Below are 22,960 nucleotides of genomic sequence, written 5' to 3' on the forward strand. Positions count from 1 at the left end.
CAAGCAACTGCTAATTTAGTGTTTTTGTAAATCGTTCACCGGTGCGCATGCGTTTTTTGAAATTCCCCCATTTCCTGTCAGAGGCAGTTCTTGCCATAATTTTTGGTATGATGATCTGTCTTTCAGTGCAGGCCAATCCTGCTGCGCCTTTGGCAGAGAAAGGTGTCCTTGATCTTCGGAACTGGGATTTTGAAAAAGACGGAACTCTCGATCTTGCCGGGGAGTGGGAATTTTACTGGAAGACATTTCTGGACCCGCACGGCCCCCGCGAAGATCAGTCCCCAAGTCATTACATGCCAGTTCCCGGCGTCTGGCTGGATCACAAGGTCGAAGGTGAGCCACTGGATGTTTACGGGCATGCAACCTATCGCTTGAAAATTTTGCTGCCCGAAGGGGAAAATGATCTCGCTTTTTACCTGAAGCGGGTGCAATCCTCCTACCAGATGTATGTGAACGGACGCCTCTGGATGCAGGCCGGAAAGCCCGGTGAAACCGCAGCGCAGGAAGACACGTTCATAGCCCGCGAAGTCGGCTGGCTCAAAGCGGCGAGCGGCACGCTGGATATTGTAATCCATGTTTCCAACTTTGCCGGCTACACAGGCGGAGGATTTTTCAGCACCTTCAGCCTAGGGCCAGCTCTTGAGCAGCATCATTTGCACATGAAGGAAATTGCTCAGGATGTTTTTCTGGGCGGCGCTCTGTTGTGCCTTGGCCTGTTTCTCATGATCCTGCATTCTGGTCGAATTAGGGAACGGACCTATTTCATTCTCTATACCATGTCTTTTATGGCAGCAGTTTATATGGTAACCGTCACCTCTACCCTTGTCGAACTGATGCCATCCTTCCCCTGGATCGTATCCGAGCGGATCTCCTATATGTGCGCGGCTTTCCTGGTGGCCTTAACCTATGAATTTCTCCATCAGGTAAACCCAAGGCCGTTTAACCACGTACTCTCCACTTTTTTCCTCTATCAGGCGGCGGCGTTTTCTGTCTTTGTTATTCTCTGGCCGGGCGGCCTGCCGAGGGAGATTTTCTACATACTCGGTTGGCAGCTCTTTGGCGTAATCATTGGTAGTCTGCTTGAGCTGCGGTATATCGTTAAGAATAGAATTATGGGCGCTGGGCTGATATTGCTCGGCATTGCAACGCTCGTCATAGTGGGTGTGCATGATCTATTGCATACGATTGGTTTGCTTGGCGTCATCTATATTGGGCCTTATGGTATTCTGGTGATGCTGCTCAGTTTCGCAGCTATCCTTGCCCTCAAGGTGAATGCCGGCATCACCCGCAATGAGCAAATGGCTGAAGCCATCAGTGCGCTGAAAGACTGCGTTGCCATTTTTGATCGCTCCGACCGAATAGTTGTCTGGAATTCTGCCTATAAATCTCATCTGTCAAATGATGCTCAGAAACTCCTGAAGCTGGATGTTAAATACATGGATCTGCTCCGGGCTGATGCTTTTTCCGGCGAAATTTTGGATGCTGCTGGCCGTGAAACGGAATATATGAAAGAACGGCTGAACCATCACAGAAACCCCGGCAGTGCATTTGAAGTGGAACGCAAAAGCGGCTGGTATCTCTATCGGGATGCACGCACGCCTGATGGTGGGCGTATTCTGCTTGCAGCTGATTTGTCCCAGCAAAAGGAAAAAGAAGCTGAGCTGCAGCGCGCATTGCAGGAGCTGATCACCGCAAACGAAGCCAAAGACAGTTTCCTCTCCAACATGAGCCACGAGCTTAGAACGCCTTTGAACGCCATCAATGGCTTTTCCGAGATAATGGAGCAGGAAGTCTTCGGGCCGCTTAATGATCAGTATCGCACCTATGCGGGACACATCAGTCAGTCAGGCAAGCATTTGCAGCGATTGGTCACCGATATGCTGGATATCGCCCGGATTGAAACTGGCAAGCTTGAAATTGTGCCTGAGCAGGTGGATATCGCCAAACTGATCGAAGAATGCTCCCGTATGGAGCAGGACAAGCTGGAGGAGAAAAATCTCCGCTTTTCTCACCAAGTGCCGGATAACCTGCCACATCTTTTTGCTGATCCCATTCGAATTCGTCAGGTCCTTTTAAACCTGCTCGACAATGCCATTAAATTCACCGACGGCGGCGGTGAAATTGAAATTCGCGCAAGGCAAGGGGATGATGGGGCAATAACGCTTGCAGTCCGTGATAGCGGTATCGGTATGGCCCCCGAACATATTGGGCTCGCCCTGCAGAAATTTGGCCAAATCCGCACCAGTCATCTCAAGGCACATGATGGGTTAGGGCTTGGCTTGTCAATTGCGCGAATCTTTATGGAGCTGCATGGCGGTAATCTGGCCATCGACAGTACATACGGCACAGGTACGACCGTTACTCTGACCTTCCCGCCACCAGAAAAATCAGTTCAGTTTTTCGAGCAGCAGGCGGCTGGATAACCTTTCCTTACCTTAAAATCAGCCATTTTTAGCTACCTCTATTTCGCGAGTCTGTTCTGCATGGCACTGTTAATATTCGTTTGTTCAGGCATTTCTCATAATCGTGATTGACATACATACCAACTGTACGGTATGAGATTTTCATGCCAAGACAAACCTTGAAAAATCCTGAGCGCGGTGATGCGCGAACACGGCTTTTGGAAGCGGCCCGCGACGTCATTCGGCGAAAGGCTACGCCGCCACAACCGTTGATGACATCTGCCGCGAAGCAGAAGTGACCAAAGGTGCCTATTTTCACCATTTCAAAAGTAAGGAAGCTTTGGGGGTTGCGGTTGCTCGCTATTGGGATGAAACCACCGGGGATATGTTTCAAAATGCGACCTACCACAAGTTAGAGGATCCGCTCGATCGTGTCCTTGGGTATCTGGATCTGCGCGAAGAATTGATCGATGGTGACCTTGCGGAATTTACCTGCCTTGTCGGCACCATGACGCAGGAAGCCTATCAATCCCACAAGCCTATTCTCGACGCCTGCGCGAGCTGTATCTTTGATCACGCCCAAACGTTGGAAGAGGATATCCAAAAAGCAATTCAAATATATGGTGTTGACACAGATAGCTGGAACGCCCAAAGTTTGGCGCAATATACACAAGCGGCCCTGCAGGGGGGCTTTATTTTGGCAAAGGCCGCAGGAAATGCAGAGCCCGCACGCGAAAGCGTTCGTCATTTGCGGCGTTATATCGAACTTTTATTCAACCGCCCTTCATCTAACTAGCAGGAGAGAGAAATGTCTTATATCGATGGTTTCGTAGCAGCCGTACCCGCATCCCGTAAACAGGATTACATTGACCATGTGCACAGCATACAGTCTCTGTTCGGTGAAATCGGGGTTACACGCATGGTGGAATGCTGGGGCGATGATGTGCCCGAAGGGCAGGTGACGGATTTTCGTAAAGCCGTGAAAGCTGAAGCCGATGAAGTTGTTGTCATGTCCTGGCTGGAATGGCCCAGCAAGGAAGTGCGCGATGCTGGAATGGAAAAAATGCACACCGATCCAAAATTCGAAGAAGCCATGCAATCCATGCCCTTTGATGGAAAGCGCGTTATTTTTGGCGGCTTTGAAGTGGTGTTTGATAAATAATATTTTTGGGGTCTTTAGGCCGCCATACTGGAATCCAACATGACAGAAAATACGAATAACCGGGACCTGACGCTGGAGCTGGTCCTGAACGCTCCGCGTGACCTTATCTGGCGCTGCTGGACAGAGGCGCCCTTGATCGAACAATGGTTTACGCCAAAACCCTACACGACTGAGGTTGAATTCCTCGATTTGCGTCCCGGCGGCTCAAGCGTCTTTATCATGCGCGGCCCGAACGGAGAGGAAATGCGCCAACCCGGCGTTTACCTGGAGGTAATCCCGACAGAGAAACTGGTCTTCACGGATGCCTACACCAGTGCTTGGACACCTTCCGAAAAACCTTTTTTCACAGGTGAAATTCGCCTCTCCGATGCTGGAGGCGGCAAAACAAACTACACCGCAATTGCCCGTCACTGGAGCGAGGAAGACCGCCGCGCTCACGAGGAAATGGGTTTCCATCAAGCTGGAGGCAAGCCGCCCTGCAACTGGAAGAGCTCGCCAGCCGCCTTGTCACTGTGTGAGGTAACAAATAAACGCCCACGCAGCCATCATTTGGCTGCGTGGTGTTGTATGTGAGGGGGGGGTGCTGCAGATTTTCTTTAAAATTCCACTTCGATGGAATTCATGACTTTACCAAATCCACCAGCCATCAGGCCGGTTATGGCTCCGTTTTCAAGGGACAGGTTCACCGTGATTTTACTGGGGGATGGCTCGCGCATGAAACGGCCTTGTTCAATCAGCAGGCTTTCCTTTTTGACATCCCGTTTGTCATAAAGATAACAGGCAAGGGGGCCGGCGGCCATTCCGGTCGCGGCTTCTTCTTCAATACCGTATCGCGGGGCAAACATGCGGGTTGTGGCATCAAAGTCTTCGCTCGTATCGGTGCTAAAGAGATAATACCCGATCAGGTCCAGTTTTTCGGAAATTTCATTAATTGCCGCCTGATCCGGGGAGACAGCTTTCAGAATATCGCTGTTTTTAACCGCAAGGATCAGAAAATTATTCCCTGTGTTCACAACGATCGGCGCTGTCTCCTCCTGCAATTGGTCAGCACTCAGGCCCACACTTGCCAGAACCGCAGCATTTGTAACCCCTTTGGATAGCCAATCCGCTTCACTGCTGTATTTGGGGGCAAGCTGCTCCATATACGCAGCGCCGTCTTTGAGGAGAATTTTGCGCGGGCCCTCGATTGTCTCCTTTGAGGCTTCGCCCTCACCAACACGGCCAATGCTGGCAAGATAGGAAAAAGTCGCAACAGTTGCGTGACCGCAATGGGCGATTTGGCGATTGGGCGTGAAAAACTCCAGTCGAATGGTTTCGGTTGGGGATTTTGAAACAAAAGCCGTTTCTGAAAGGCCGACTTTGGCGGCAATTTTCAGGCGGTCCTCGGCGCTTAAATGATCTGCGTCCAGAACAACACCCGCCGGGTTGCCGCCGCTGCCATCCTTAACAAAGGCATTTACAATATGGGCTGTGACCCGCTCAGACTGGGGTGAAGTTTGGGTCAATTCTGCTGTACTCATCTTGGCTCTCTTTTCTAAAAAAGGATTGTCCGCCAGTGTAATAGCTATGATGCGTTTCTGATTGTGAAAGAGGCAAGTGAATTTTTCTTATTCTGTGTGTAATAAAAGTCACATGACGGGGCAGCGGCTCGCCGCTTCACTGGATAAAGGCAGGACAGAAAAAATCGGCAGTTTCAAGAATGAGCGCCAGAAGGCCAAGTGCCAAACCGCTCGCGGACAGAAGAAAAACCCGAAATGGCAGCAGGGTGCTGAGTTTGCGGTCTGTCATGGCACCGCGACGATGCACCATCGGATCGATACCTTGTGCCGCCCGGCGCAATCGATAATAGCTGCGCGCCAGAAAAAAGGCGGCATAGCTTGCTGATAAAAGAAGGGCGCCACCGCTGAGCAGTTTAATCAGCTCAACGGTGCTAGCCTCAATCATCATCTGCGATCGGATCCTCAAATGTAATATGCATGTTTTTGCCAAGGGCCATGGCGATCCTGCACAATGTGGCAAGGTCGGGTCCGCGATCCAGTGACGCAGTGGTAATGCGTGAGATGACCGCAGGCTGCAATCCAAATTCGCGCTCAAGCTCCCGCAGGCTCTTGCCTGCTTTGGCAACCTCACTGTGAACCAGCATCGCGGCCATGTTGCGGGCGGAATGATTGGCAGCCTCTTTCATCAGTTTGGCTTTTTCCTCCACAGAAAAGCGGTTCCAGCGATCATCCATACTGGTTGCTTTCGCGTTGCTGGGCAAAGTGGGGGCGGTCAAATCTTCTGTGGCGGCCTGCATCTGCTGCATAAAGCCTGAGGGTGTTACTGTATTACTCATAATGTGAACCGTTGATCTGTACGACAACACTAATATAGGGGTTGTTGACCTCAAAGTCAACATTTTAGTCTTTTGTGATATTTTATGCCACTTTAATCACTGTTTCTGAAGCGCCACATCATATAAGACGTGCTGAATGGGTGCCAGTCAAACAGCGGTTCCTGCATCATCCTGCGCAGTTGTGACGCCTGATCTCGCGTGCCAGCCCCGAAAAAGACAAGTCGGTGACAGTCTCTGGGGGTAAAATACAAGGCAAAACCATAAATCGGATCATTGCCATCCATCACCTTGCGCTGGATAAGGCGCTCTGGATCAATCAGTAGAAACCGGCTTTGATCTTCGGTTGGTGGTGGGGAGTTATCGCTGTGTAGAAAATGGCTGTAGGCTATGCATCTCGTAAAATGCTGCAGTTTGTCATCTTCCAGATCTATACGCTCCAAATATTGATCTTTATATTCGCCCTCGGTCAGGGCTTCTGTGCCGGGCGGAGAGATTTCCATCGGCGTCAGATACACTCGCGGTGCTCGGCGCAGGATGTAATCTGCGAGGTTCCTGAATTCCAGATAGAGCAGATACAGGCTGTTGGAAATTTCAAGATCCTCGCGAATATCGCTGTCACCATAGCGATCCATCGACGCCGAAAACAGCTGATCCTTGCAGCTGGCCAATAATCTCGGTGGCAGAACCTTTACGGGATTTCTTGTCATGTGATTACCCTATCACAGTCCCGCAAAAGGAGAAAATATAAAACTATAGTTCTCTTGTAAAAGAGGGCAGGGCGTCATGGTGTAAATCAGTCCTGTACGGGGTTTTCGATGATTTCCACTTTGAATTTGAAGGTTGAATTGGAAAAAACCTCCCGTCGCGCCGCAGAGGGGGAGGCTTTGACTCTGCGCATAAACGAACAATGCGGTCAACTGACCGGATTGATCGGAACTCGCAATGCCCTGGCGGTGTTCAAGGGCCCAGTATATAAGCGTCTCCCCTATATGCTCGCCCGTTTCAAGGGGCAGATTTAAAGGGTATCGCGCTCGCTTCGCCCAGATGAGGACCGATGCGTCGCCAGCGTCTGGATTAGGGGGCTGCTGGCTTGGCCATATCTGTCCGATCACCCAAATTTCCTGGCACGGATTTGCGTGCAGGTCACCGTTTCGCAGTTTTACTTCGGATGGGGTGAGCAGTGAAAGGAGTGTTGAGGGCGGGTATTTTAGAAACCGGGCAAGCGGGTAGAGTTCAGAAAGTTTAAGTTGGCGTTTGTTTTTGAGAATTTCACTTACTCTGGAGGGCGGTAAACTCAAGGCCTGAGCCAGGTCTGTTTTGCTATATCCCAACTGATCAAGCCTCTGTTCAATCCAGTAGTGTTTCATATTGTCATCTTGTCTCTAGTTTTCCTTTGCATTTACGATTTTCGTAAAAACCGTTGACTATTTCAATATTCTAATTTATCTTATAGGTTGTATTTGGATCAAAGTAATAACCTTAAAAAGCATATTAATTTGATTTTGACAAGGAAAACTGCGGCTTAAGCAGAAAGCGAATGCCACCGCTAAAGTGGCATTTTAAAACAAAAAAACAGGGTAGTGTGTAGAGGCTAGAAAACAGATTTGATGGGAATGTATAATCAGAATTTTGGTTTAGAGGGGTGAATTTATGTCATCAGAAACAAAAAACAAGGTCAACTTACCTATTGTGGGTGGGGCCAGATGCATTGGCCGTCAAAAATTTAATGTAAATCCGGCGGCGAATGAAAATATTCCGCAGCAGGAAATACAGAAAGCATTACGGGAAAATGAGCGGCGTATTCAGGCGGGGGAGGCACCTGTGCGCAAGCAACTGGCGTTCTGGCGCAGTTTTTCTGACGCTCAAATTCAACATGCCCAGCAAATCTATGTGGGCTTCTTACGGCTGTATGGGGGAGGGCTGCGCACGCAGGATTACTCGTTTATGCCACGGGCAACATCCTTTGGAGAGGGTAGACCAACAGCATCAGAAGAGCTGTTCTCTCTTTGGGCCCGCACTGGTGTGGTCGAAGATGTTCAGCTGACGCCGATTCTTGAGATTCTCATTTTTGGTCTAAGCTGCAGGCAGGTCGATAGGAAACAGGGGCGGCGTAAAGGGTACGCGCGCGAAAATTTGGTTCGGGGATTGGCGCTTTACGCTAGGTTACAGGAAAAATACACCAAATTAGAGAAAACTACTTGACATCTCGGGGTCGTTTGGGTACTATATTTCTCACAGTTCGAAAAGGGTCCGAAAAACCAGCTATGTTTTTCGGGCCTTTTTCTTTGGTTGTTTAGGCATGAATACATTATTTAATGCCTTGAATTAAAAATATTATTTCTGTTTCTAGGGGGTGCTGTTTCATTTTTTGAGACGACTATCGGAGCAGAAATTTTCAAAGGCATATTTTATAGCCTTCGTTTTCATACTCATTCAAAAGTAGAAAAGGAATCCATATGGGGTTGCCAGGATTAACAGAGGGTTTAGCCCGTCTGAAAGCACTGTCGCTGCGAAAATTCCAGCAAATCAAGGATATGGGTGGAGTATTGGATTGGTTGCAACAACCATCCAATCAGTTCTCCGCTGTTGCACTGCGGGAAGTCTTTTTTCCTGAAGCCGAGGCGCAGGCGGTCAGGCGCTTTTTGGCCGATATGTTCGCTGGTGAAATCATACTTATCGCAGATCAGAAAGAACTTGGCGAAAATGAACGCTCTGACACTCAATCCTCTGGTAAAGCAACTTCTGCCGATAACTCGGAGACAGTCGCCCGCTCTAAATTGCGCATCGATATTCGCCGCTGGCTGATGGAGCAGTTTTCGCCCGCCATTTATGGCCCCAATAAAAACACTGGCAGCATGAAAGACAAAGGAAAAGAAATCCTCAATTCCATCCGGGCCAAGGTTTATCTGCCGGAAAATGGTCGTGATGCGAATGCGCCCACTGATTTGCACTCTGATCCCGTATCGAAACGGAATTCCTGATATGCCGGTCGCTGAGCTGAACTTCCGTCCTCAGGCAGGGCCGCAGGAGAATTTTTTGGCTAGCCCTGCGGATATTGCCATTTATGGCGGGGCAGCGGGTGGCGGTAAAAGTTTTGCATTATTGCTGGAGCCTCTTCGCCACATTCACGATCCGGGCTTTCGGGCTGTAATTTTCCGGCGGACCGCGAAACAGGTTCGCAATGAGGGCGGATTGTGGGATGCAGCGCGCCAGATTTATGGGCCCTTTGGTGTAACCGTGAAGGAAACTGATCTACTGATGCGCTTTCCCTCCGGTGCAACCATCAGCTTTGGTGCCATGGAACATGAAAAGAACCGCTATGATTGGCAAGGGACGGAAATCACCTATCTGGGATTTGATGAATTGACCCATTTTACAGCTCGGCAGTTTTTTTATCTGCTTAGCCGTAATCGCAGCACTTGCGGGGTTGCGCCCTATGTGCGGGCAACCTGCAATCCGGATGCTGATTGCTGGGTTGCCGATCTGATCCGCTGGTGGATTGATGAGAAAACTGGTTATCCCAAATCGGAGCGATCGGGCAAGTTGCAGCATTTCATGCGCGACGGGGATCAGCTTGTCTTTCAGGACGATCCGGGCAAGTTGACGAAATCGCTCACCTTTATCGCCGCCAGTATAGACGACAATCAGATCCTGCTTGAAAAAGACCCTTCCTACAAAGCGACTTTGGGTGCTCTGGATGCGGTGGAGCGCGAGCGGCTCCTGCTCGGGAATTGGAAAATTCGCCCAGAAGGTGGGATGTATTTTCGCTATGAGTGGTTCCGGGTTGTGGAGCGCTCAGAGTTGCCGAAATTTTCTGTAAAAGTGCGGGCATGGGATCTTGCTGCCACAGCCGGCGGCGGGGACTATACCGCCTGCATTCTGATGGGCCGTGATGATCGGGGGCGCTTTTACATTCTGGATATGGATCGTTTTCAGGGATCGCCCGCAGATGTTGAGCGTCGAATGCTTGATCATGCAAAGCGGGATGGCAAGGCGGTTCAGGTTTGTATTCCTCAGGATCCGGGGCAGGCCGGCCTGTCCCAGCGTCAGGCATTGGCGCGCTTGCTCGCAGGGTTTCTGGTCCGCGCAAGAATTCCAAGCGGGAATAAAATTCAGCGGTCAGCTCCTTTTTCCGCTCAGGTAGAATGCGGAAATGTCTATCTGTTACGGGCGAGCTGGAATTCGGATTTTCTGATGGAACTTCAAAGTTTCCCCTCTGGAAAATATGACGATCAGGTGGATGCGGTCTCTGACGCCTTTGCCGCAATTACCTCCGCTGGCCGCCGTGGGCAGCAGGAAATGTATGGAAGCTAACTGGCGACCTTTCAAAAATAAAGGAATGATGATGTACGATCCTTCAAAAGAAAGCAGGGCTTATCTGGCCATGGCTGAAAAATGGGCCTTGCCGCGCTGCCTGATGGGCGGAACACCAGCGATGAAAGCCGCTGGTACCCGCTATCTGCCGCGTCATCCGGCCGAAAATTCTACCGTTTATACCGAGCGGGCGAAACGGGCTGTTCTTCGAAATTATTTTCGCCGGACCGTGCAAAAGATATCGGGGCGCCTTTTTGGGCATGCCATTACCGCAACACCCGATCTGAACCCCCGCCTGCAATCTTACTTACGCAACGTGGATCTTGCAGCCCAGGGGCTTAACAGCTTTGCCAAAAACTGGTTTGAAGATGCTTTGGTTTGCGGCATTTCCTATGCTCTGGTGGATTATCCAAAAGCAGCCGGTGGCTTTGATGAAATGAGGCCCTATGCTGTTCCCATTCGCGCAGAAAATCTGATTTTCGCAGCCGCCGATGAAAACAGTCTGTCGCCGCGCCTGTCGCAAATCCGCATTCGCGAACAGCACCCGGAAGTGAGCGGCTCCGATGAAAAACTGGTTGATCAGATCCGTGTTCTTACACCTGATGAATGGCAGCTTTACCGAAAATCTGACGGCAGAAACTGGTCAATGGTAGATAGCGGCGAAAACTCTCTTGGGGAAGTGCCGCTCGTCGCCCTTTATACCAACCGCACAGGTTTTATGCAGGGAACTCCGCCGCTTGAGGATTTGGCCTATCTGAACCTTGAGCATTATCAGATCCGTTCCGATCAGCGGAATGCCCTGAATGTGGCATCATTTCCCATTCTTGCCGCTTCCGGGTATGAAGCGGAAATTGACGGCCCCATTGAAGTGGGCCCCAACAAGGTGCTGACCACCTCAGACACCAATGGCAAATATTATTATGTGGAAAGCAGCGGCGCGGCACTTGAAGCCGGAGCCCGCGAGCTTCACGAACTGGAAAAAGCAATTCAGCTTTTCGGCCTGCAGTTTGAAAGTGGCGCTGTGCCCGAAACTGCAACTGGTCGCCGGCTCGATGCAGCTGATGCATTATCCCCGATTTATGGCATGGTGATGGAAATTGAGGACAGTCTCAATCAGATGATGCGTCTGTTTGCTAAATGGGACGGGATTGAAAATACAGGATCGCTGTCCTTGACGCTAAGCCGCGAGGAAGTGCCGGGCAGGGAGGTAATAAAAGAAGAGCAGAAAGAGCGACAGCTTTTCAATGGCGCTGCCGATGGATAGCGCTTCCACTAGCCGTCAACCAATTGCCCCGCAAGGGGCTTTTTTTATGTCCAAAATCAACGAGGATGATCATGTTCGACTTTCCAGATAACATTAATAATATCGATGAAGTTCCTGAAAAATATAGAAATTTATATACTGAAAATTCTGATGATCAGGGCGGTTTTCAACTTGATGAAAACCTGTCGCAAATGGCCAGTCGCGCTTCTGATCTGCAAGATCGGATCGATCAGTTAAACGCCCGTGAAAGTGAACTGGTTATCGAAAATACCGCCATTGCGGCGCTTGGCTCTGTGGGCGGAAATCCGGCGTTACTAATGCCATTTTTAAAAAACAGCCTGCAGGTCGCCACCGGTGATGACGGGCAGAAAACGGTTCACGTGCGCCCGGATATGACAGGTGCCGCTGGTTTCAAGCCAGAGGATGGGCGCGACAGCGCCACCGATCTGGTCAGGTATCTGCGCACTCATCCTGATTTCAGTGCAGCTTTTACCGGCGGGCAGAAAAGCGGGGGCGGTATGAGCCCCGCCGCCGCCGGGGGTACGACCCTCACACTAAGATCAACTGAGCAATCAAGTATCAATGCGAAACTTGAAGAGATCGCCGCAGGAAAAGTGACAGTTACGCCATAGGGACGGCGCGGCGAATTCCCTGATTTTAAACCAAAAGGAGAAATTTATGACAAATGATGTATCGGCTGTAATGCCGAAAATACTGGCGCGTGGTCTGCTGGGATTGCGTGAGCAGGCCATCATGCCGCGGCTGATCAATGGCAGTTTCAGCGCCGAAGCCGCAGAAAAAGGTGACACAATCGATGTTCCGATCCCCTTTGATCTGGAAGCGGAAAATGTAATACCCGGTGCGACACCTCCCACACCGGCTTCCAGTGAAATTCAAAAAGTACAGATCGAGTTGAATAACTGGAAAAAAGCGAGTTTTCATCTGACCGATAAGGAAATGATGGAAGTTGATGCCCATGAAAGCTTCATTCCCATGCAGGTTGGATCAGCCATTCGCGCCCTTGCCAATGCGGTAAACAAGTCCGTTCATGCGGAATATAAAGGCATTTACGGGCTTGTCGGAACGGCGGGGACAACGCCTTTTGCAAGCGGCACTTCTGATGCGACTGCTGCGCGAAAATTGCTGCTGAAACAGCGGGCACCAAAGGAAAATCGGTATGGGGTGCTGAATTTTGATGCCGAAGCAAACGCCCTTGATCTGTCGGCTTTTGCAGATGCAGACAAGGCAGGTGGGAACAGCGTCAAAATCGAAGGGGAAATTGGCCGAAAGTTTGGAATTGACTGGTTTAGTGATGACCATGTGCTGCGCCATGAAACGGGCGCCGCAACGGGCGGGACGATTACAATTGACAGCGTCAGCGGAAATCAGGTGACGGCTTCGGGCTTTTCAGCCACTCCAGTGGTTGGTGATGTATTTTCCGCAACTGGGGGGGAGCAACACTATGCAGTCGTTGCTGTTACTGCCATCGACTCAGATACTTTCAACATGCAGGTTTCCCCGGCGCCGGCCCGGAACTCATCGGCGGAACAGAGATTGAATTTGCCAGCAGTCACGAAGTCAATCTGGTGTTCAATCGTGATGCCTTTGCTTTTGCCAATCGCCCGCTTGCGCAAAGTGGTGCGGGCGCGGGACTTGGCAGTCAGATCATGTCCATGACTGATCCGCAAACAGGTCTCTCCCTAAGGCTGGAAGTCAGCCGTCAGTATAAACAGGTGATCTGGGAGTTTGACATTCTATGGGGGGTTAAACTGGTGCGGCCTGAACTGGCTGTTCGCCTTGCCGGGTAAAGCGGCTTTTGTGGGGAAGGTTTTGGCCTTCCCCTTTTTGATGGATGCAAATGATACGGGGCGAAAGAATGGGATTAATCGTTGAAACCGGAGAGGGCATTGAGGGTGCAAACAGTTATCTGTCGCTATCACAAGCGGATGCCCATTTTGCCGCACTGGGGAATGAAGAATGGGCAGCCGCATCGGATGGCCTGCGGGAACAGGCATTGATACGCGCAAGCCAGCAGGCTGATTTTTATGACTATCCGGGCACTGTTTTGAAAATAGTGCAGGGTCTGAAATGGCCGCGTAGCGGTGCAGTGGATGATGAGGGGCGTCAACTGCGCGGTCTGCCATTTGCACTTAAGGCTGCTGTTTTGGAACTGGCCCCCGGGTTTTTGCAAATCCCAGCGCCCACCACTGACGGTCCGCAGATTGTGCGTGAGAAGGTCGGGATGCTTGAACTTGTATATTCGGACAGGAAAGCCACTCCCGCTTTGCCACACGATTACTGAAACAGATTGGTGCCGCACGCAGCGCCTTGCAAGTGACAAGAGGGTAGCCATGAACAAAAGCAGGATCAAACAGGTAATTGAGCGGGTATTCAACCGCTCGGGCGAGTTCATCATTCCCGTGCAGGTCAAGCGTGTGCTGGAACAGAGCCATATTCCGGGCGGCGAGCCTGAAGTGAGTGAAATGACTTATTCCGCCCGGCTGTTCCCTATGACGGCACGGCGCACGCGCAGCGCCATGGAAGAGGGGCCGGTGCTGGACAAAGCAGTGCAGCTCGCGCTGCTGCTGATGGAAAATGAAATGCCGGCACCGGGCGATATTTTGCAGATTGGTGCAGATGAATTTGCAATCAATCAGGTGGCAAGCATGGATCACGGATCGGGGTTCCTGTTTGAGGTGTGGTATCAATGAGTTACCGAAAAATTCAGGCAGCGCTGGAGGCGCATCTTGCCGGGCTCGGCGGGATCAGGGTGATTTTCCCGCAAAGCCGTCACAAGGCCCGCAAAGGTGAAGCATTTGTGGTCTGCAGTTTCTTGCCGGGAAAGACACGCCGGGTTCTTCTGGGGCCAGCTGAGCCACAGGAACGTCAGGGCAATTTTTTGCTGCATATTCATGAACGCAGTCACGCTGCGGCCATGTCCCTTCTCGATCGGTTAGCGGTGCATTTTACCAGTGGAACGGAACTCTCCTTTGAGGGGCAGTCCGTTTTTCTGAAAGGGCACGAAGCCGGAGCCGATCGCGGTGATCTAAACCATACAAACATACCGCTAAAGATTACCTGGCGGAGTTATTTCTAGGAGATATAGATGACATTTTCCATGCAATCACATCATGAACTTCGGTTCATGGTGGAGGATACCTATGGTGAACTTCCAGCTGTTGCTGATTATCAATTGCTTCGCCATACCGGATGTGATCTGGCACTGGCGCGCAGCTCCATCGAAAGTGATGAAATTCGAAGTGATCGATTAATCAGCCATTTCATCCATGGCACTGAAGATGTGGAAGGGGAGATCGAATTTGAACTGAGCTATGGCGCGCAGGATCAGTTACTGGCTGCAGTTTTGTTATCCGACTGGGTCGGGGATGAACTTGTTAGCGGCTCAATGCCAAGAAGTTTCGTCATTGAACGCGGTTTTGCAGATGTGGGTGAGTATCAGCTATTCACCGGTTGTTCCATCGAAGCGATGGAGCTTTCCATTCAGCCTGAAAGTCTTGTCAGTGGCCGTTTTCACATTAGCGGGAAAACAGGCAGCTATGGATCAGGTTCAGTAGATTCAATGGCAACCTCACCCGTGCAATATGCCCCCATGGAAGCTTTCCTGGGCACCATTGAAGAGGGAGGCGCGCCCCTCGGCATTGTCACCGGGCTGGATTTGAAAATTGAAAATGGCTTAAGCGGTATCAAGGCCCTTGGCAGCCGCAGCTCGGTTGCCGCCGGATATGGAAAATCCCGCATCAGCGGTGAATTGTCGATTTATTTTGAAAGTCAGTCGCTGCACCAAAAATTCTTCAGCCAAAGCCATAGCAGTCTGAAAGTCACACTCAGCGGTGACGGAGGCAGCTATGAAATAACGCTTCCACGTATTTTGTATATGAGTGCGGAAAACCCAGTACGGGCTGATCAGGCAGTGACCTGCACCTTCCGGTTTGTTGCCTTGGCAGATGCGGTAAGTGGCACAGACATTCGCCTGCGCCGTATCGCAGGGTAAGGGGGGATTTCATGACCGATACACTGGATCTGTCCAATTTTGATTTTGCCCACCGCGCCGAGGCGGGGGCGGCACTGACCTTGCTGCACCCGATCACTGGTGAGGTGCTTGACGTTGTTATCCGGTTGCGGGGGATGGATGCGCCGGCATGGCATGCAGTTATTCGGGAGCAGATCGATACTCAAATAAATGCTGGCAAACGCTCACTGACGGCAGCGGAGTTGGAAGAGGCTCATATTGAACGGCTGGCGCGGGCGACGATTGAATGGCAGGGGGTTGTTTATCAGGGGCATTCGCTCGTCTGCACGCCAGCCAATGCCAGACGGCTTTATTCAGAACAACTCTGGATCAGGGAGCAGGTCGCGCGGTTTGTGGAGGACCGCGAAAATTTTTTTGGCGAATGACGGAGCAGTTTCTGGGGGCGTGCAGGCGCCGCTTGCTTGAACTTGTGCCCGTCAATTCCAAAGGCGTGAGCGCAGCCGCCATTGAGCGGCAGGCGCAAAAGCATTTAACCGTATCTGAAGGCGTACCACTGCCACCCGCGCAGGAAGGATTTCCTGACTGTTTAGCGCATGTGTGGGATTGGTTTGCAGAACTGCTGCCGGTAATGGCTGGTGACTGGCAGAGGGGACATGTCCCGATACTGGATTTGGCGGCGACTATTGAGCTGCTGTTTGGCATCAAGCCCCACGGCTGGGAGGTGCGACTGGTTCTGCAAATGATCGGGCAGTTTCGAAAAGTATGTGAGCCGTTGAATTTCAACAGGACTGAATGAACGGAGGAGGGAGAGAAGAATGCCCGAGGATTTAGGCACCATTGGACTTGAAATTGAAACAAGGGGATATGAGCAGGTTATGGAGAATTTGGACCGATTGCTGGCAAAAACTGCGGATGTAACGCGCGCATATCGTGCACCGGTTACCCCAGCGTTGAAAGGACAAAGCTCAGCCCGGTCTGCTCAGGGTGAGCTCAATGAAATTTCGCTTACCGCCAATCATGTTTCCAAAAGTCTGCGCAGCGTCTTGGGGCGCAGTTTCGATCAATTTTTAACGCGCGGGGCAGATGCAAAAAGCCTGCTGCGGGATCTGGAAAAAGAAGCCCTCGCGTTTGGATCATCCCTTTTTACAGGTAAACGGCAAACAACAGGGGGGGATCTGTTTTCCGGTTTGTTCAGTGGCGCAGGGGATCTGTTGAGCCGGGCCTTTGCCGGATTTGCAAGCGGTGGTGAGTTTCGTGTTGGCGGTGCCGCTGGCCGCGACAGAAATCTGGTGGGCCTGCGTTTGAGCCGTGGTGAGCAGGTGCGTATTCAAACACCGTCCCAGCAACGCCGTGAAAAAGAACCGGCAGCAGCGGGCAATTTCACTTTTAACTATCAAATCAGCACACCGGATGTGGACGGGTTTCGTCGCAGTCAAGGCCAGTTGCAGGCAGAAGCGCTTAAATCCGCCCGCCGGGTGCTGGACAGAAACGGGTGAACGGTATGGGATTTCACGATATTCGATTTCCGCAACATATTTCCTATGGTGCGGTGGGCGGGCCGCGTTTTTCGACAACCATTCAGCAACTGAATTCCGGGCATGAACGGCGCAATATAAACTGGTCCGCCGCACGGCGGGAATATCGGGTTGATGTCAGCCCAAGCCGCGGCGATGAATGGCGGGCTTTGCTGGACTTTTTTCACGCGCGTCTTGGCCGGGCTTATGGCTTTCGGTTAAAGGATTTCGCCGATTTTGAACTTATCGACGGAGTTATCGCCACAGGAGATGATACGCGTCAGAGTTTTCAGATTTGCAAAATTTATGAAGCGGCAGGCGACTGGCCCCATCGCCGTGATTTGAAAAAGATTGTACCGGGAAGCGTCTCCGTTCGTCTGGATGGGATTTTGCGCGAAACGGGCTGGTCGGTGGATACTGGAACGGGTGAGCTGAGCTTCGATACGCCACCAGATTCCGGAGCCGTCATATCAGTGAGCTGTGAATTTGATGTGCCGGTCCGCTTTGACACTGACCTTATGGAAGCAGCCATCCCCGGGCCGGATGTTCATCACTGGCAAAGTGTTCAACTGGTGGAGCTGCGCGTATGAAACCAATTTCAGCGGAGATGGAAGCGCATCTGGCCGGGGACGTGTCGAGCCTTTGCAGTTGCTGGCGGATTGTCAGAGGCGATGGGGTGGAAATCTGTCTCACCGATCACGACCAAAATATTGAGTTTGAAGGGAAGAGCTATCTGTCCAGTGATGGGTATGACCGAAGCGCATTGAAAAACAGTGTTGGTCTGACAACGGATGAAACAGAAATTGTGGGGCTGATCAGTTCAAACTGGCTGGCGGAGGCCGATTTGCAAAATGGAGCCTATGACAATGCCGAGATTTTCTATTTTCTGGTGAACTGGCAGGACCTTTCAATGGGCAGTATTGAGTTGCGGCGCGGGCGAATTGGCGAGGTGCGCTGGAGCCACGGACAGTTCAGTGCGGAGCTTCGGGGATTGGGTGATGCCTTTCGCCGCCAGATGGGCCATGTGATTACCCCCGGATGTCGCGCGGACCTGGGAGATGGTGCATGCACAGTGCCGCTGGAGGCGCTGGGGCAGGATGTCAGCATTAAAGAAGTGCTGAGCGATTATGAATTTGAGCTGGAAGGCTATCTGGCGAGCGGACATTCAATGGTGGGGGGATTGCTGCGTTTTGGCGATGGAGCAAATGCAGGCCGATCCTTTGAAATTATTGATTTTGACGGTGCATTGGCGCGGGCTCGTCTGTTTACAGCTCCGCCAGAGCTTGTGCAGATCAATGATGGCGCGCGTCTTTATCCCGGATGTGACAAGCGCTTTGCAACCTGCCGTGATGTTTTTGCCAACGTGGAGAATTTCAGGGGGTTTCCCCATGTGCCGGGATTGGATGCATTGCTGGAGCCCGCGGATGGATAAGGCACAGGGTATCGACTGGATCGCCCGCCAGTGGCTTGGTGTGCGCTGGCAACATCAGGGGCGGAGCCGCGAATTTGGGGTGGACTGTATCGGCTTGTGCCTGAAAGTGTTCGAAAGTGCAGGCTACGTATTTGAAGATGAAACCGATTACGCCCGCCGGAGCGATGGAAGTCGCCTGCATCGGGTTTTGTCGCAGAAGCTGGATCGGGTGCGTGCCGCGGACGCGCAGGCGGGTGATCTGGCACTGTTTAACGAAGGGCGCGGCGCAGTGCATGTGGGGATCCTGTCGCGCGTGGGTGAGGAGTTATCTCTCATTCATGCCTATGCGGGGCGCAGAAAAGTTGTGGAGCAACCTCTGTCAACTTTTGCCCGGCCTGCAGCAATTTTCAGATTAAAGGGGACAGACTAGTGGCAACATTGGCATTGAGCGTAGCCGGGGCGGGTCTTGGCCAGTTGGCGGGAGTTGGCGCAGGGACCGGCTGGATGCTGGGATCCACCCTTGGTCGGTTGCTGACCGCGGAAAAACAGAGTGGCGGTGGAAATCTGGCCCCTTTGAAAGTGACCGGCGCATCCTACGGAGCGTCAATCCCGATCATTTTTGGCACCATGCGCCTTAGCGGTCAGGTGATCTGGCTTGGAAAATCGCGAACGGTCAAGGGCGCGCGAGGCGGCGGCAAGGGCAGTGTTGGCGGCGGTCAGGCTGGCATGTCCCAGTCATACAGGGTTGCAAGCTTTGCGATATTGATCTGCGAGGGCGAGGTGGATTCCCTGCTTAAAATCTGGGCGAACGGAACGTCACTGTTTGATAGTGAGGGGTTGGATGCGCGGCAGGTTTCAGGCCTTTCCTTTCGCTTTTATAAGGGAGATGACACTCAGGAGTGTGATCCGCTGATTGTTGCGGAGCAGGACGGGGGGAGTGCACCTGCTTACCGGGGATGCAGTTATGTGGTGTTTGAAGATCTGAACCTGTCGTCTTTTGGCAATCGTATCCCCAATTTTGAATTTCTGGTAACCCGGCAGGCGACGGACAGCTATCCGTCCCGGGCGGGGCAAGCTGCAACCTATTATCCGCAGCAGATGGTACTGCACAGCCAGCGCGGTGATGTGGTGACTTGTGAAACAGGCGCAGTTGGCAAAGCCCGTCTGTTGGATTTGCAGACGGTTTCCATTCGAAGCGAAGCCGATGTGAATGTCACCTTTCCAGAATTGGACAATCCATTTCGGGGGCTTAGCCGGGATCGGGATGGGAATATCTGGGTTGGCAGCAAGCGCGCCGGTGAAAATGCCAGAATTCACAAATTCAATTCCCTGATCATGGCTGAGGAGGCTGAAGCCTTGCTTCCTGATGGGGTGGGTAACATCAGATGGTCCGTTGATATACAGAACCCGCTGGGTGATACGGCGGTGCAGGTTGCAGGGAGTGACATGCAGGCACAGGTGCTGGTTTTCGGCCCCACGCTTGATGTGCTCAAGCTTGTTGATGTTGAGGCGCAATCCTGCGCTGGTGCGCTGCGCGACCGGCAGGAACAGGCGTGGGTTGCCATGTTCGGTTACCTGCCCGCAAGTCCAACCCATGATTTGCAGATCGTGCGGGTGTCGATTACAGCGCAGTCAGATCCAACGGGAACATTGATTGTCCCTGAGCATGAAATTTTCAATGTAACGTCGAGCGATCTGGGTGCGGGGTACGCGCTTGATACCAATAAAGAATGCCGGATGCTGCGGTATATTGCCGGGCAGGAAGAGCTGGTATTTCAGCATGAGGATTGCCTGTTCAAATGGTCAACCGTCAGTAAATCTGTGACGGAAATTCGCGGCGGGATTTCAAATTACAGCTTCATCGGGCATGCCTATGAGGGAGATGAGCTGGTCTTTCTAACGCCTGATTTGTGGGTTGTGTATTTTCGCGATGCTGACCTTGAAGAGGTTGCCCGGGTTGATTTGCGCAACTTTGCGGATCTTGGCTCCCTGGCGGGCGTTGTTCATGATCCGCTTTCGGACAGTGTGCTGGTACTGCGCCGTGATTTGCCAGCATTGCGCTGTTTTCTGCGACGTCAGACGGGTAGCGGCGCGGCATATGCGGCTATTCTGTCTGAGCTGTGCGAGCGGGCGGGGCTATCGCCGGAGCAGTATGATGTGAGCGGGGTAAGGGGTGCCTGCGACGGGTTTGCATCCGCCCGCCCGGCACGCATTCGTGAAGTTGCTGAACCGTTGATGCTGGCGGGCCAGTTGCAAATGCATGAGCGTCAGGGACAGCTTGTCATCGCCAAAAAGAAAGCCGGCGAGCCGCTAGTAATTGAACAATCAAGTATGATGGCGCAGCCGCACTATCACCGTTTGCAGGAAAGTGATCTGCCTGTTGAGATACGACTTGGTTATCTGGCGAGTGATGCCGGTTTCCAGCAAGGTGCACAACACGCGCGGCGCGCCCATGCCCCTTATGGCACGCAAGCGGGGCAGGGCGTTGAAAAGCTGACACTTCCCATGGCGCTGGATGCCAGCACTGCGAAGGGAATTTGTCAGCAAAGCCTTTGGGATGGCTGGCAGGAAAGACTGCTTGCGGATATGCAGTTATCGAGAGAGTTTCTGGCGCTGGACCCATCGGACAGGATCAAGATTGTCGATGAAGGGGGCAGCCCCCTTTACGAAGGATGGATCAACGAAAGCCATTTGGGCGCTGCGCTGGATTTGGAAATCCAATTGACGGGGGCGGCAAATATTGGGGGGGATATGCCCATCGTTGCGGATGCGGGATCGGGATATGTGGAGCTGCCCGTTCGCCGGCCGTCATCTGCAGAGCTGCATTTGCTCAACATTCCGCTGTTAAGAGACGAGGAAGCGACAGCGGGTGCCGGCAGCCGTTTGTATATGGCGGTTGGCGCGCAATCACCATCGCAATGGACAGGGGCGGAAGTTTATCGATCGGCGCTGGGGGACCGGTATGATCCTGTCACGACGGTTGAGGAGGATGTGGCCTGGGGAGTGGCTGCAACAGCATTGGGCGCGCCGTTGGACGGCGTGTGGTGCACGGATCGCGCCAATAGTCTGGTCGTGCGGTTCGCCGATGAAAATGCGCCCCTTGAAAGTGTGAGCGAGCTTGAGATGCTGAACGGTGCCAATGCGGCGCTGGTTGGGGAGGAAATCATCCAGTTTGCCACCGCAAAGCGATTGCTTGATGGAAGTTATGAGCTTAGCACATTGCTGCGGGGCCGGCGCGGAACGGATTACGCGGTTGCAAAGCATCGAGTGGGGGAGAAGGTATTATTGCTGAGCCCGCAAACCATCAGTTCTGCATTGCTGCCACTTAATGCAATTGGGCAGGGATATTATTACCGTGCGGCCGGTATCGGTCAGTATGTGGAGGAGGCAACCACGCACCGATATGTCCATCAGGGCCGTGATTTGATGCCCTACAGCCCGGTGCATGTGACTGCCAGCAGATCACCCGGCGAATTACAGCTTACTTGGGTTCGTCGCAGCCGTCTGGGCGCGGCTGGACTTGCGGATCCTTTGCCGCTGGCTGAGCAGTCAGAGCGCTATGAAATCGTGTTTGGCTATGAGGCAAAAGCCGTCTCGCATTTTGTGAGCGGGCAAAGCGCTTTTGCCTATGATCTGGCGCAATTTAACGCGGATTTTACCCTTTCGATGGGTGAATTGCCGGAGCTTTCAATTGAAATCTATCAACATTCAGATGCTGTCGGGCGCGGGTTCGCAGCGAAGGAGGTCGTTTAATGTCATTACTTGATTTACCTCAAATCGCCGAGGCGCAGGCTGCGGCCTATGTCACGTCCAATGATGCGGATGCACTGCTGGAGAAGGCGTTGTGTCGGGGAAAAGTCGATCACGATGCCAGTGGTGGGAGCTTTTCGATGGATGTTACTGATTTCAAAGAAAATTTTTACCATCGCATTAGCGGTACAGCCAGGGCAGCGTTTACTGTTACGGTTCCAGCCTCCCAGCGGCCATTTATGGTGGAAAATGGAACCCGCGCCGAGGCAACCATCGGGACCGGAAGCGGTGCGATGGTTGCGATCAAGAGCGGTGAATGCCAGCTCTGTTACGGAGATGGGAGCGGTGTGCGCGGTCTTGTAATAACCGCAACCGCGCCTGCTGTGAGCCTTTTTTCAGGTGCGCTTGTAACGCTGAGTAGCGATTTTTCCGTTTCAAGCACCAGTCTGACACCCGTGAATTGGGCTTCCGCCGAATATGACCAAGGGGGGTATTTTGCAGGCTCAGGAAATAGTGAGCTGGTGGTGCCTGCTGGCGTTAGCAAGGTTGTGCTTCGGGCGCAGGTCAGATGGAACGAAAATTCCAGCAATACGCGCGAGTTGCTTTTTTATAAAAACGGTAGCGCCAGTTATAGCGGCCGAGCTTATGTGAGCGAGGATGCGCAGGATAACCTGATCCAGAATATTACATCACCCGCATTGGCAGTTACCACCGGAGACAGCTTTCAGTGTGTGGTCTGGCAGAATAGCAAAAACGATCAAAAGGTGCTCAGTGGTCCGAGCAGCTGGTTTTCAATCGAGGCCGTTGGTTAATCAGG

Annotated in this window: 27 protein-coding genes and 1 pseudogene; 23 read left to right on the forward strand and 5 right to left on the reverse strand. The window is 52.2% G+C overall.

The genetic code is table 11. The annotated features are described in order from the left end of the window. The first annotated feature begins 47 nt into the window (after positions 1-47). The 4 genes and pseudogenes from JCM23214_RS22340 (at position 48) to JCM23214_RS19860 (ending at position 4,137) form a co-directional block, all read left to right on the forward strand. Positions 48-2,423: a sensor histidine kinase gene (locus JCM23214_RS22340; protein WP_025898595.1), complete on the forward strand. Its 2,376-nt coding sequence runs from the start codon at positions 48-50 to the stop codon at positions 2,421-2,423. Between the two features lie 143 nt (positions 2,424-2,566). After that, positions 2,567-3,198 (forward strand): annotated as a pseudogene (locus JCM23214_RS19855) (TetR/AcrR family transcriptional regulator). Positions 3,199-3,210: 12 nt separating this feature from the next. Beyond that, complete coding sequence (locus tag JCM23214_RS08610) at positions 3,211-3,564, forward strand: DUF1428 domain-containing protein (protein ID WP_025898596.1); 354 nt, start codon at positions 3,211-3,213, stop codon at positions 3,562-3,564. A 39-nt stretch (positions 3,565-3,603) separates the two neighbouring features. Next, positions 3,604-4,137 (forward strand): SRPBCC family protein, encoded by a 534-nt coding sequence (locus tag JCM23214_RS19860; protein ID WP_199899447.1) that lies wholly within the window; start codon positions 3,604-3,606, stop codon positions 4,135-4,137. Positions 4,138-4,160: 23 nt separating this feature from the next. Here JCM23214_RS19860 and JCM23214_RS08620 read toward each other — a convergent pair whose 3' ends face one another. From JCM23214_RS08620 to JCM23214_RS08640, 5 genes are all read right to left on the reverse strand, one after another. Beyond that, positions 4,161-5,084 carry a PhzF family phenazine biosynthesis protein gene (locus JCM23214_RS08620; RefSeq protein WP_025898597.1) on the reverse strand — a complete coding sequence of 308 codons (924 nt, stop codon included), beginning with the start codon at positions 5,082-5,084 and terminating at the stop codon, positions 4,161-4,163. Positions 5,085-5,220: 136 nt separating this feature from the next. Next, the gene (locus tag JCM23214_RS08625) at positions 5,221-5,511 is read right to left on the reverse strand and encodes a hypothetical protein (protein WP_025898598.1); all 291 of its coding nucleotides are present in this window, start codon (positions 5,509-5,511) and stop codon (positions 5,221-5,223) included. Then, the gene (locus tag JCM23214_RS08630) at positions 5,501-5,899 is read right to left on the reverse strand and encodes a helix-turn-helix domain-containing protein (protein WP_148301809.1); all 399 of its coding nucleotides are present in this window, start codon (positions 5,897-5,899) and stop codon (positions 5,501-5,503) included. Before JCM23214_RS08630 ends, JCM23214_RS08625 begins: the two co-directional genes overlap by 11 nt. Positions 5,900-5,991: 92 nt before the next feature. Further along, positions 5,992-6,606 (reverse strand): hypothetical protein, encoded by a 615-nt coding sequence (locus JCM23214_RS08635; protein ID WP_025898600.1) that lies wholly within the window; start codon positions 6,604-6,606, stop codon positions 5,992-5,994. Between the two features lie 12 nt (positions 6,607-6,618). Then, positions 6,619-7,266 carry a helix-turn-helix domain-containing protein gene (locus tag JCM23214_RS08640; protein WP_025898601.1) on the reverse strand — a complete coding sequence of 216 codons (648 nt, stop codon included), beginning with the start codon at positions 7,264-7,266 and terminating at the stop codon, positions 6,619-6,621. Positions 7,267-7,549: 283 nt separating this feature from the next. Here JCM23214_RS08640 and JCM23214_RS08645 point away from each other — a divergent pair, with 283 nt between their 5' ends. The 19 genes from JCM23214_RS08645 to JCM23214_RS08730 all read left to right on the forward strand — a co-directional run bounded on the left by JCM23214_RS08645 (position 7,550) and on the right by JCM23214_RS08730 (position 22,955). Then, positions 7,550-8,101, forward strand: a complete 552-nt coding sequence (locus JCM23214_RS08645; RefSeq protein WP_025898602.1) for a hypothetical protein — start codon at positions 7,550-7,552, stop codon at positions 8,099-8,101. A 254-nt stretch (positions 8,102-8,355) separates the two neighbouring features. Next, on the forward strand, positions 8,356-8,880 hold the full coding sequence (locus JCM23214_RS08650; RefSeq protein WP_025898603.1) for a terminase small subunit-like protein: 525 nt from the start codon (positions 8,356-8,358) through the stop codon (positions 8,878-8,880). Continuing rightward, the gene (terL, locus tag JCM23214_RS08655) at positions 8,825-10,213 is read left to right on the forward strand and encodes a phage terminase large subunit (protein WP_234397707.1); all 1,389 of its coding nucleotides are present in this window, start codon (positions 8,825-8,827) and stop codon (positions 10,211-10,213) included. Before JCM23214_RS08650 ends, terL begins: the two co-directional genes overlap by 56 nt. Continuing rightward, positions 10,203-11,477 carry a DUF4055 domain-containing protein gene (locus tag JCM23214_RS22345; protein ID WP_025898605.1) on the forward strand — a complete coding sequence of 425 codons (1,275 nt, stop codon included), beginning with the start codon at positions 10,203-10,205 and terminating at the stop codon, positions 11,475-11,477. Before terL ends, JCM23214_RS22345 begins: the two co-directional genes overlap by 11 nt. A gap of 71 nt (positions 11,478-11,548) precedes the next feature. Next, positions 11,549-12,109, forward strand: a complete 561-nt coding sequence (locus JCM23214_RS08665; RefSeq protein ID WP_037493193.1) for a hypothetical protein — start codon at positions 11,549-11,551, stop codon at positions 12,107-12,109. A 46-nt stretch (positions 12,110-12,155) separates the two neighbouring features. After that, a complete protein-coding gene (locus JCM23214_RS19870) occupies positions 12,156-13,154 on the forward strand; it encodes a major capsid protein (protein ID WP_051548101.1) in 999 nt (332 codons plus the stop codon). Then, positions 13,145-13,285 carry a hypothetical protein gene (locus tag JCM23214_RS26995; RefSeq protein WP_500801828.1) on the forward strand — a complete coding sequence of 47 codons (141 nt, stop codon included), beginning with the start codon at positions 13,145-13,147 and terminating at the stop codon, positions 13,283-13,285. The genes JCM23214_RS19870 and JCM23214_RS26995 overlap by 10 nt, the downstream gene beginning before the upstream one ends. A gap of 68 nt (positions 13,286-13,353) precedes the next feature. After that, a complete protein-coding gene (locus JCM23214_RS19875) occupies positions 13,354-13,779 on the forward strand; it encodes a DnaT-like ssDNA-binding protein (RefSeq protein WP_051548102.1) in 426 nt (141 codons plus the stop codon). Positions 13,780-13,828: 49 nt separating this feature from the next. Further along, a complete protein-coding gene (locus JCM23214_RS08680; protein ID WP_025898608.1) occupies positions 13,829-14,188 on the forward strand; it encodes a hypothetical protein in 360 nt (119 codons plus the stop codon). After that, positions 14,185-14,574 carry a phage tail terminator-like protein gene (locus tag JCM23214_RS08685; protein ID WP_025898609.1) on the forward strand — a complete coding sequence of 130 codons (390 nt, stop codon included), beginning with the start codon at positions 14,185-14,187 and terminating at the stop codon, positions 14,572-14,574. Before JCM23214_RS08680 ends, JCM23214_RS08685 begins: the two co-directional genes overlap by 4 nt. A 9-nt stretch (positions 14,575-14,583) precedes the next feature. Beyond that, complete coding sequence (locus tag JCM23214_RS08690) at positions 14,584-15,489, forward strand: phage tail tube protein (protein WP_025898610.1); 906 nt, start codon at positions 14,584-14,586, stop codon at positions 15,487-15,489. 11 nt (positions 15,490-15,500) lie between these two features. Next, on the forward strand, positions 15,501-15,893 hold the full coding sequence (locus tag JCM23214_RS08695) for a hypothetical protein (RefSeq protein WP_025898611.1): 393 nt from the start codon (positions 15,501-15,503) through the stop codon (positions 15,891-15,893). Continuing rightward, complete coding sequence (locus JCM23214_RS08700) at positions 15,890-16,264, forward strand: hypothetical protein (RefSeq protein ID WP_025898612.1); 375 nt, start codon at positions 15,890-15,892, stop codon at positions 16,262-16,264. The genes JCM23214_RS08695 and JCM23214_RS08700 overlap by 4 nt, the downstream gene beginning before the upstream one ends. Before the next feature lie 19 nt (positions 16,265-16,283). Beyond that, the gene (locus JCM23214_RS08705) at positions 16,284-16,964 is read left to right on the forward strand and encodes a hypothetical protein (RefSeq protein WP_025898613.1); all 681 of its coding nucleotides are present in this window, start codon (positions 16,284-16,286) and stop codon (positions 16,962-16,964) included. A gap of 5 nt (positions 16,965-16,969) precedes the next feature. Further along, positions 16,970-17,572 (forward strand): DUF2460 domain-containing protein, encoded by a 603-nt coding sequence (locus tag JCM23214_RS08710; RefSeq protein ID WP_025898614.1) that lies wholly within the window; start codon positions 16,970-16,972, stop codon positions 17,570-17,572. After that, positions 17,569-18,414: a phage/gene transfer agent baseplate hub protein gene (locus tag JCM23214_RS08715; protein ID WP_025898615.1), complete on the forward strand. Its 846-nt coding sequence runs from the start codon at positions 17,569-17,571 to the stop codon at positions 18,412-18,414. Before JCM23214_RS08710 ends, JCM23214_RS08715 begins: the two co-directional genes overlap by 4 nt. Further along, entirely contained in the window at positions 18,407-18,823 is a 417-nt protein-coding gene (locus JCM23214_RS08720) for an NlpC/P60 family protein (protein WP_025898616.1), read from the forward strand. Before JCM23214_RS08715 ends, JCM23214_RS08720 begins: the two co-directional genes overlap by 8 nt. Further along, positions 18,823-22,146: a phage tail protein gene (locus JCM23214_RS08725; protein WP_025898617.1), complete on the forward strand. Its 3,324-nt coding sequence runs from the start codon at positions 18,823-18,825 to the stop codon at positions 22,144-22,146. Before JCM23214_RS08720 ends, JCM23214_RS08725 begins: the two co-directional genes overlap by 1 nt. Next, positions 22,146-22,955: a hypothetical protein gene (locus JCM23214_RS08730; protein ID WP_025898618.1), complete on the forward strand. Its 810-nt coding sequence runs from the start codon at positions 22,146-22,148 to the stop codon at positions 22,953-22,955. Before JCM23214_RS08725 ends, JCM23214_RS08730 begins: the two co-directional genes overlap by 1 nt. The last annotated feature ends 5 nt before the right edge of the window (positions 22,956-22,960 follow it).

Source organism: Sneathiella glossodoripedis JCM 23214 (assembly GCF_000616095.1).
Taxonomy (GTDB): Bacteria; Pseudomonadota; Alphaproteobacteria; order Sneathiellales; family Sneathiellaceae; genus Sneathiella; species Sneathiella glossodoripedis.

Bases quoted from the DNA above. Each gene is read 5' to 3' on its own strand.
- JCM23214_RS19875 (WP_051548102.1), top strand. From the start codon at position 13,354: ATGGGATTAATCGTTGAAACCGGAGAGGGCATTGAGGGTGCAAACAGT.
- JCM23214_RS22345 (WP_025898605.1), top strand. From the start codon at position 10,203: ATGGAAGCTAACTGGCGACCTTTCAAAAATAAAGGAATGATGATGTAC.
- JCM23214_RS08610 (WP_025898596.1), top strand. From the start codon at position 3,211: ATGTCTTATATCGATGGTTTCGTAGCAGCCGTACCCGCATCCCGTAAA.
- JCM23214_RS08625 (WP_025898598.1), bottom strand. From the start codon at position 5,511: ATGATGATTGAGGCTAGCACCGTTGAGCTGATTAAACTGCTCAGCGGT.
- JCM23214_RS08715 (WP_025898615.1), top strand. From the start codon at position 17,569: ATGAAACCAATTTCAGCGGAGATGGAAGCGCATCTGGCCGGGGACGTG.
- JCM23214_RS08650 (WP_025898603.1), top strand. From the start codon at position 8,356: ATGGGGTTGCCAGGATTAACAGAGGGTTTAGCCCGTCTGAAAGCACTG.
- JCM23214_RS08645 (WP_025898602.1), top strand. From the start codon at position 7,550: ATGTCATCAGAAACAAAAAACAAGGTCAACTTACCTATTGTGGGTGGG.
- JCM23214_RS08640 (WP_025898601.1), bottom strand. From the start codon at position 7,266: ATGAAACACTACTGGATTGAACAGAGGCTTGATCAGTTGGGATATAGC.
- JCM23214_RS19860 (WP_199899447.1), top strand. From the start codon at position 3,604: ATGACAGAAAATACGAATAACCGGGACCTGACGCTGGAGCTGGTCCTG.
- JCM23214_RS08705 (WP_025898613.1), top strand. From the start codon at position 16,284: ATGCCCGAGGATTTAGGCACCATTGGACTTGAAATTGAAACAAGGGGA.
- JCM23214_RS08695 (WP_025898611.1), top strand. From the start codon at position 15,501: ATGACCGATACACTGGATCTGTCCAATTTTGATTTTGCCCACCGCGCC.
- JCM23214_RS22340 (WP_025898595.1), top strand. From the start codon at position 48: ATGCGTTTTTTGAAATTCCCCCATTTCCTGTCAGAGGCAGTTCTTGCC.
- JCM23214_RS08680 (WP_025898608.1), top strand. From the start codon at position 13,829: ATGAACAAAAGCAGGATCAAACAGGTAATTGAGCGGGTATTCAACCGC.
- JCM23214_RS08710 (WP_025898614.1), top strand. From the start codon at position 16,970: ATGGGATTTCACGATATTCGATTTCCGCAACATATTTCCTATGGTGCG.
- JCM23214_RS08720 (WP_025898616.1), top strand. From the start codon at position 18,407: ATGGATAAGGCACAGGGTATCGACTGGATCGCCCGCCAGTGGCTTGGT.
- JCM23214_RS19870 (WP_051548101.1), top strand. From the start codon at position 12,156: ATGACAAATGATGTATCGGCTGTAATGCCGAAAATACTGGCGCGTGGT.
- JCM23214_RS08635 (WP_025898600.1), bottom strand. From the start codon at position 6,606: ATGACAAGAAATCCCGTAAAGGTTCTGCCACCGAGATTATTGGCCAGC.
- JCM23214_RS08730 (WP_025898618.1), top strand. From the start codon at position 22,146: ATGTCATTACTTGATTTACCTCAAATCGCCGAGGCGCAGGCTGCGGCC.
- JCM23214_RS08685 (WP_025898609.1), top strand. From the start codon at position 14,185: ATGAGTTACCGAAAAATTCAGGCAGCGCTGGAGGCGCATCTTGCCGGG.
- JCM23214_RS08665 (WP_037493193.1), top strand. From the start codon at position 11,549: ATGTTCGACTTTCCAGATAACATTAATAATATCGATGAAGTTCCTGAA.
- JCM23214_RS08690 (WP_025898610.1), top strand. From the start codon at position 14,584: ATGACATTTTCCATGCAATCACATCATGAACTTCGGTTCATGGTGGAG.
- JCM23214_RS08700 (WP_025898612.1), top strand. From the start codon at position 15,890: ATGACGGAGCAGTTTCTGGGGGCGTGCAGGCGCCGCTTGCTTGAACTT.
- terL (WP_234397707.1), top strand. From the start codon at position 8,825: ATGCGAATGCGCCCACTGATTTGCACTCTGATCCCGTATCGAAACGGA.
- JCM23214_RS26995 (WP_500801828.1), top strand. From the start codon at position 13,145: ATGTCCATGACTGATCCGCAAACAGGTCTCTCCCTAAGGCTGGAAGTC.
- JCM23214_RS08630 (WP_148301809.1), bottom strand. From the start codon at position 5,899: ATGAGTAATACAGTAACACCCTCAGGCTTTATGCAGCAGATGCAGGCC.
- JCM23214_RS08620 (WP_025898597.1), bottom strand. From the start codon at position 5,084: ATGAGTACAGCAGAATTGACCCAAACTTCACCCCAGTCTGAGCGGGTC.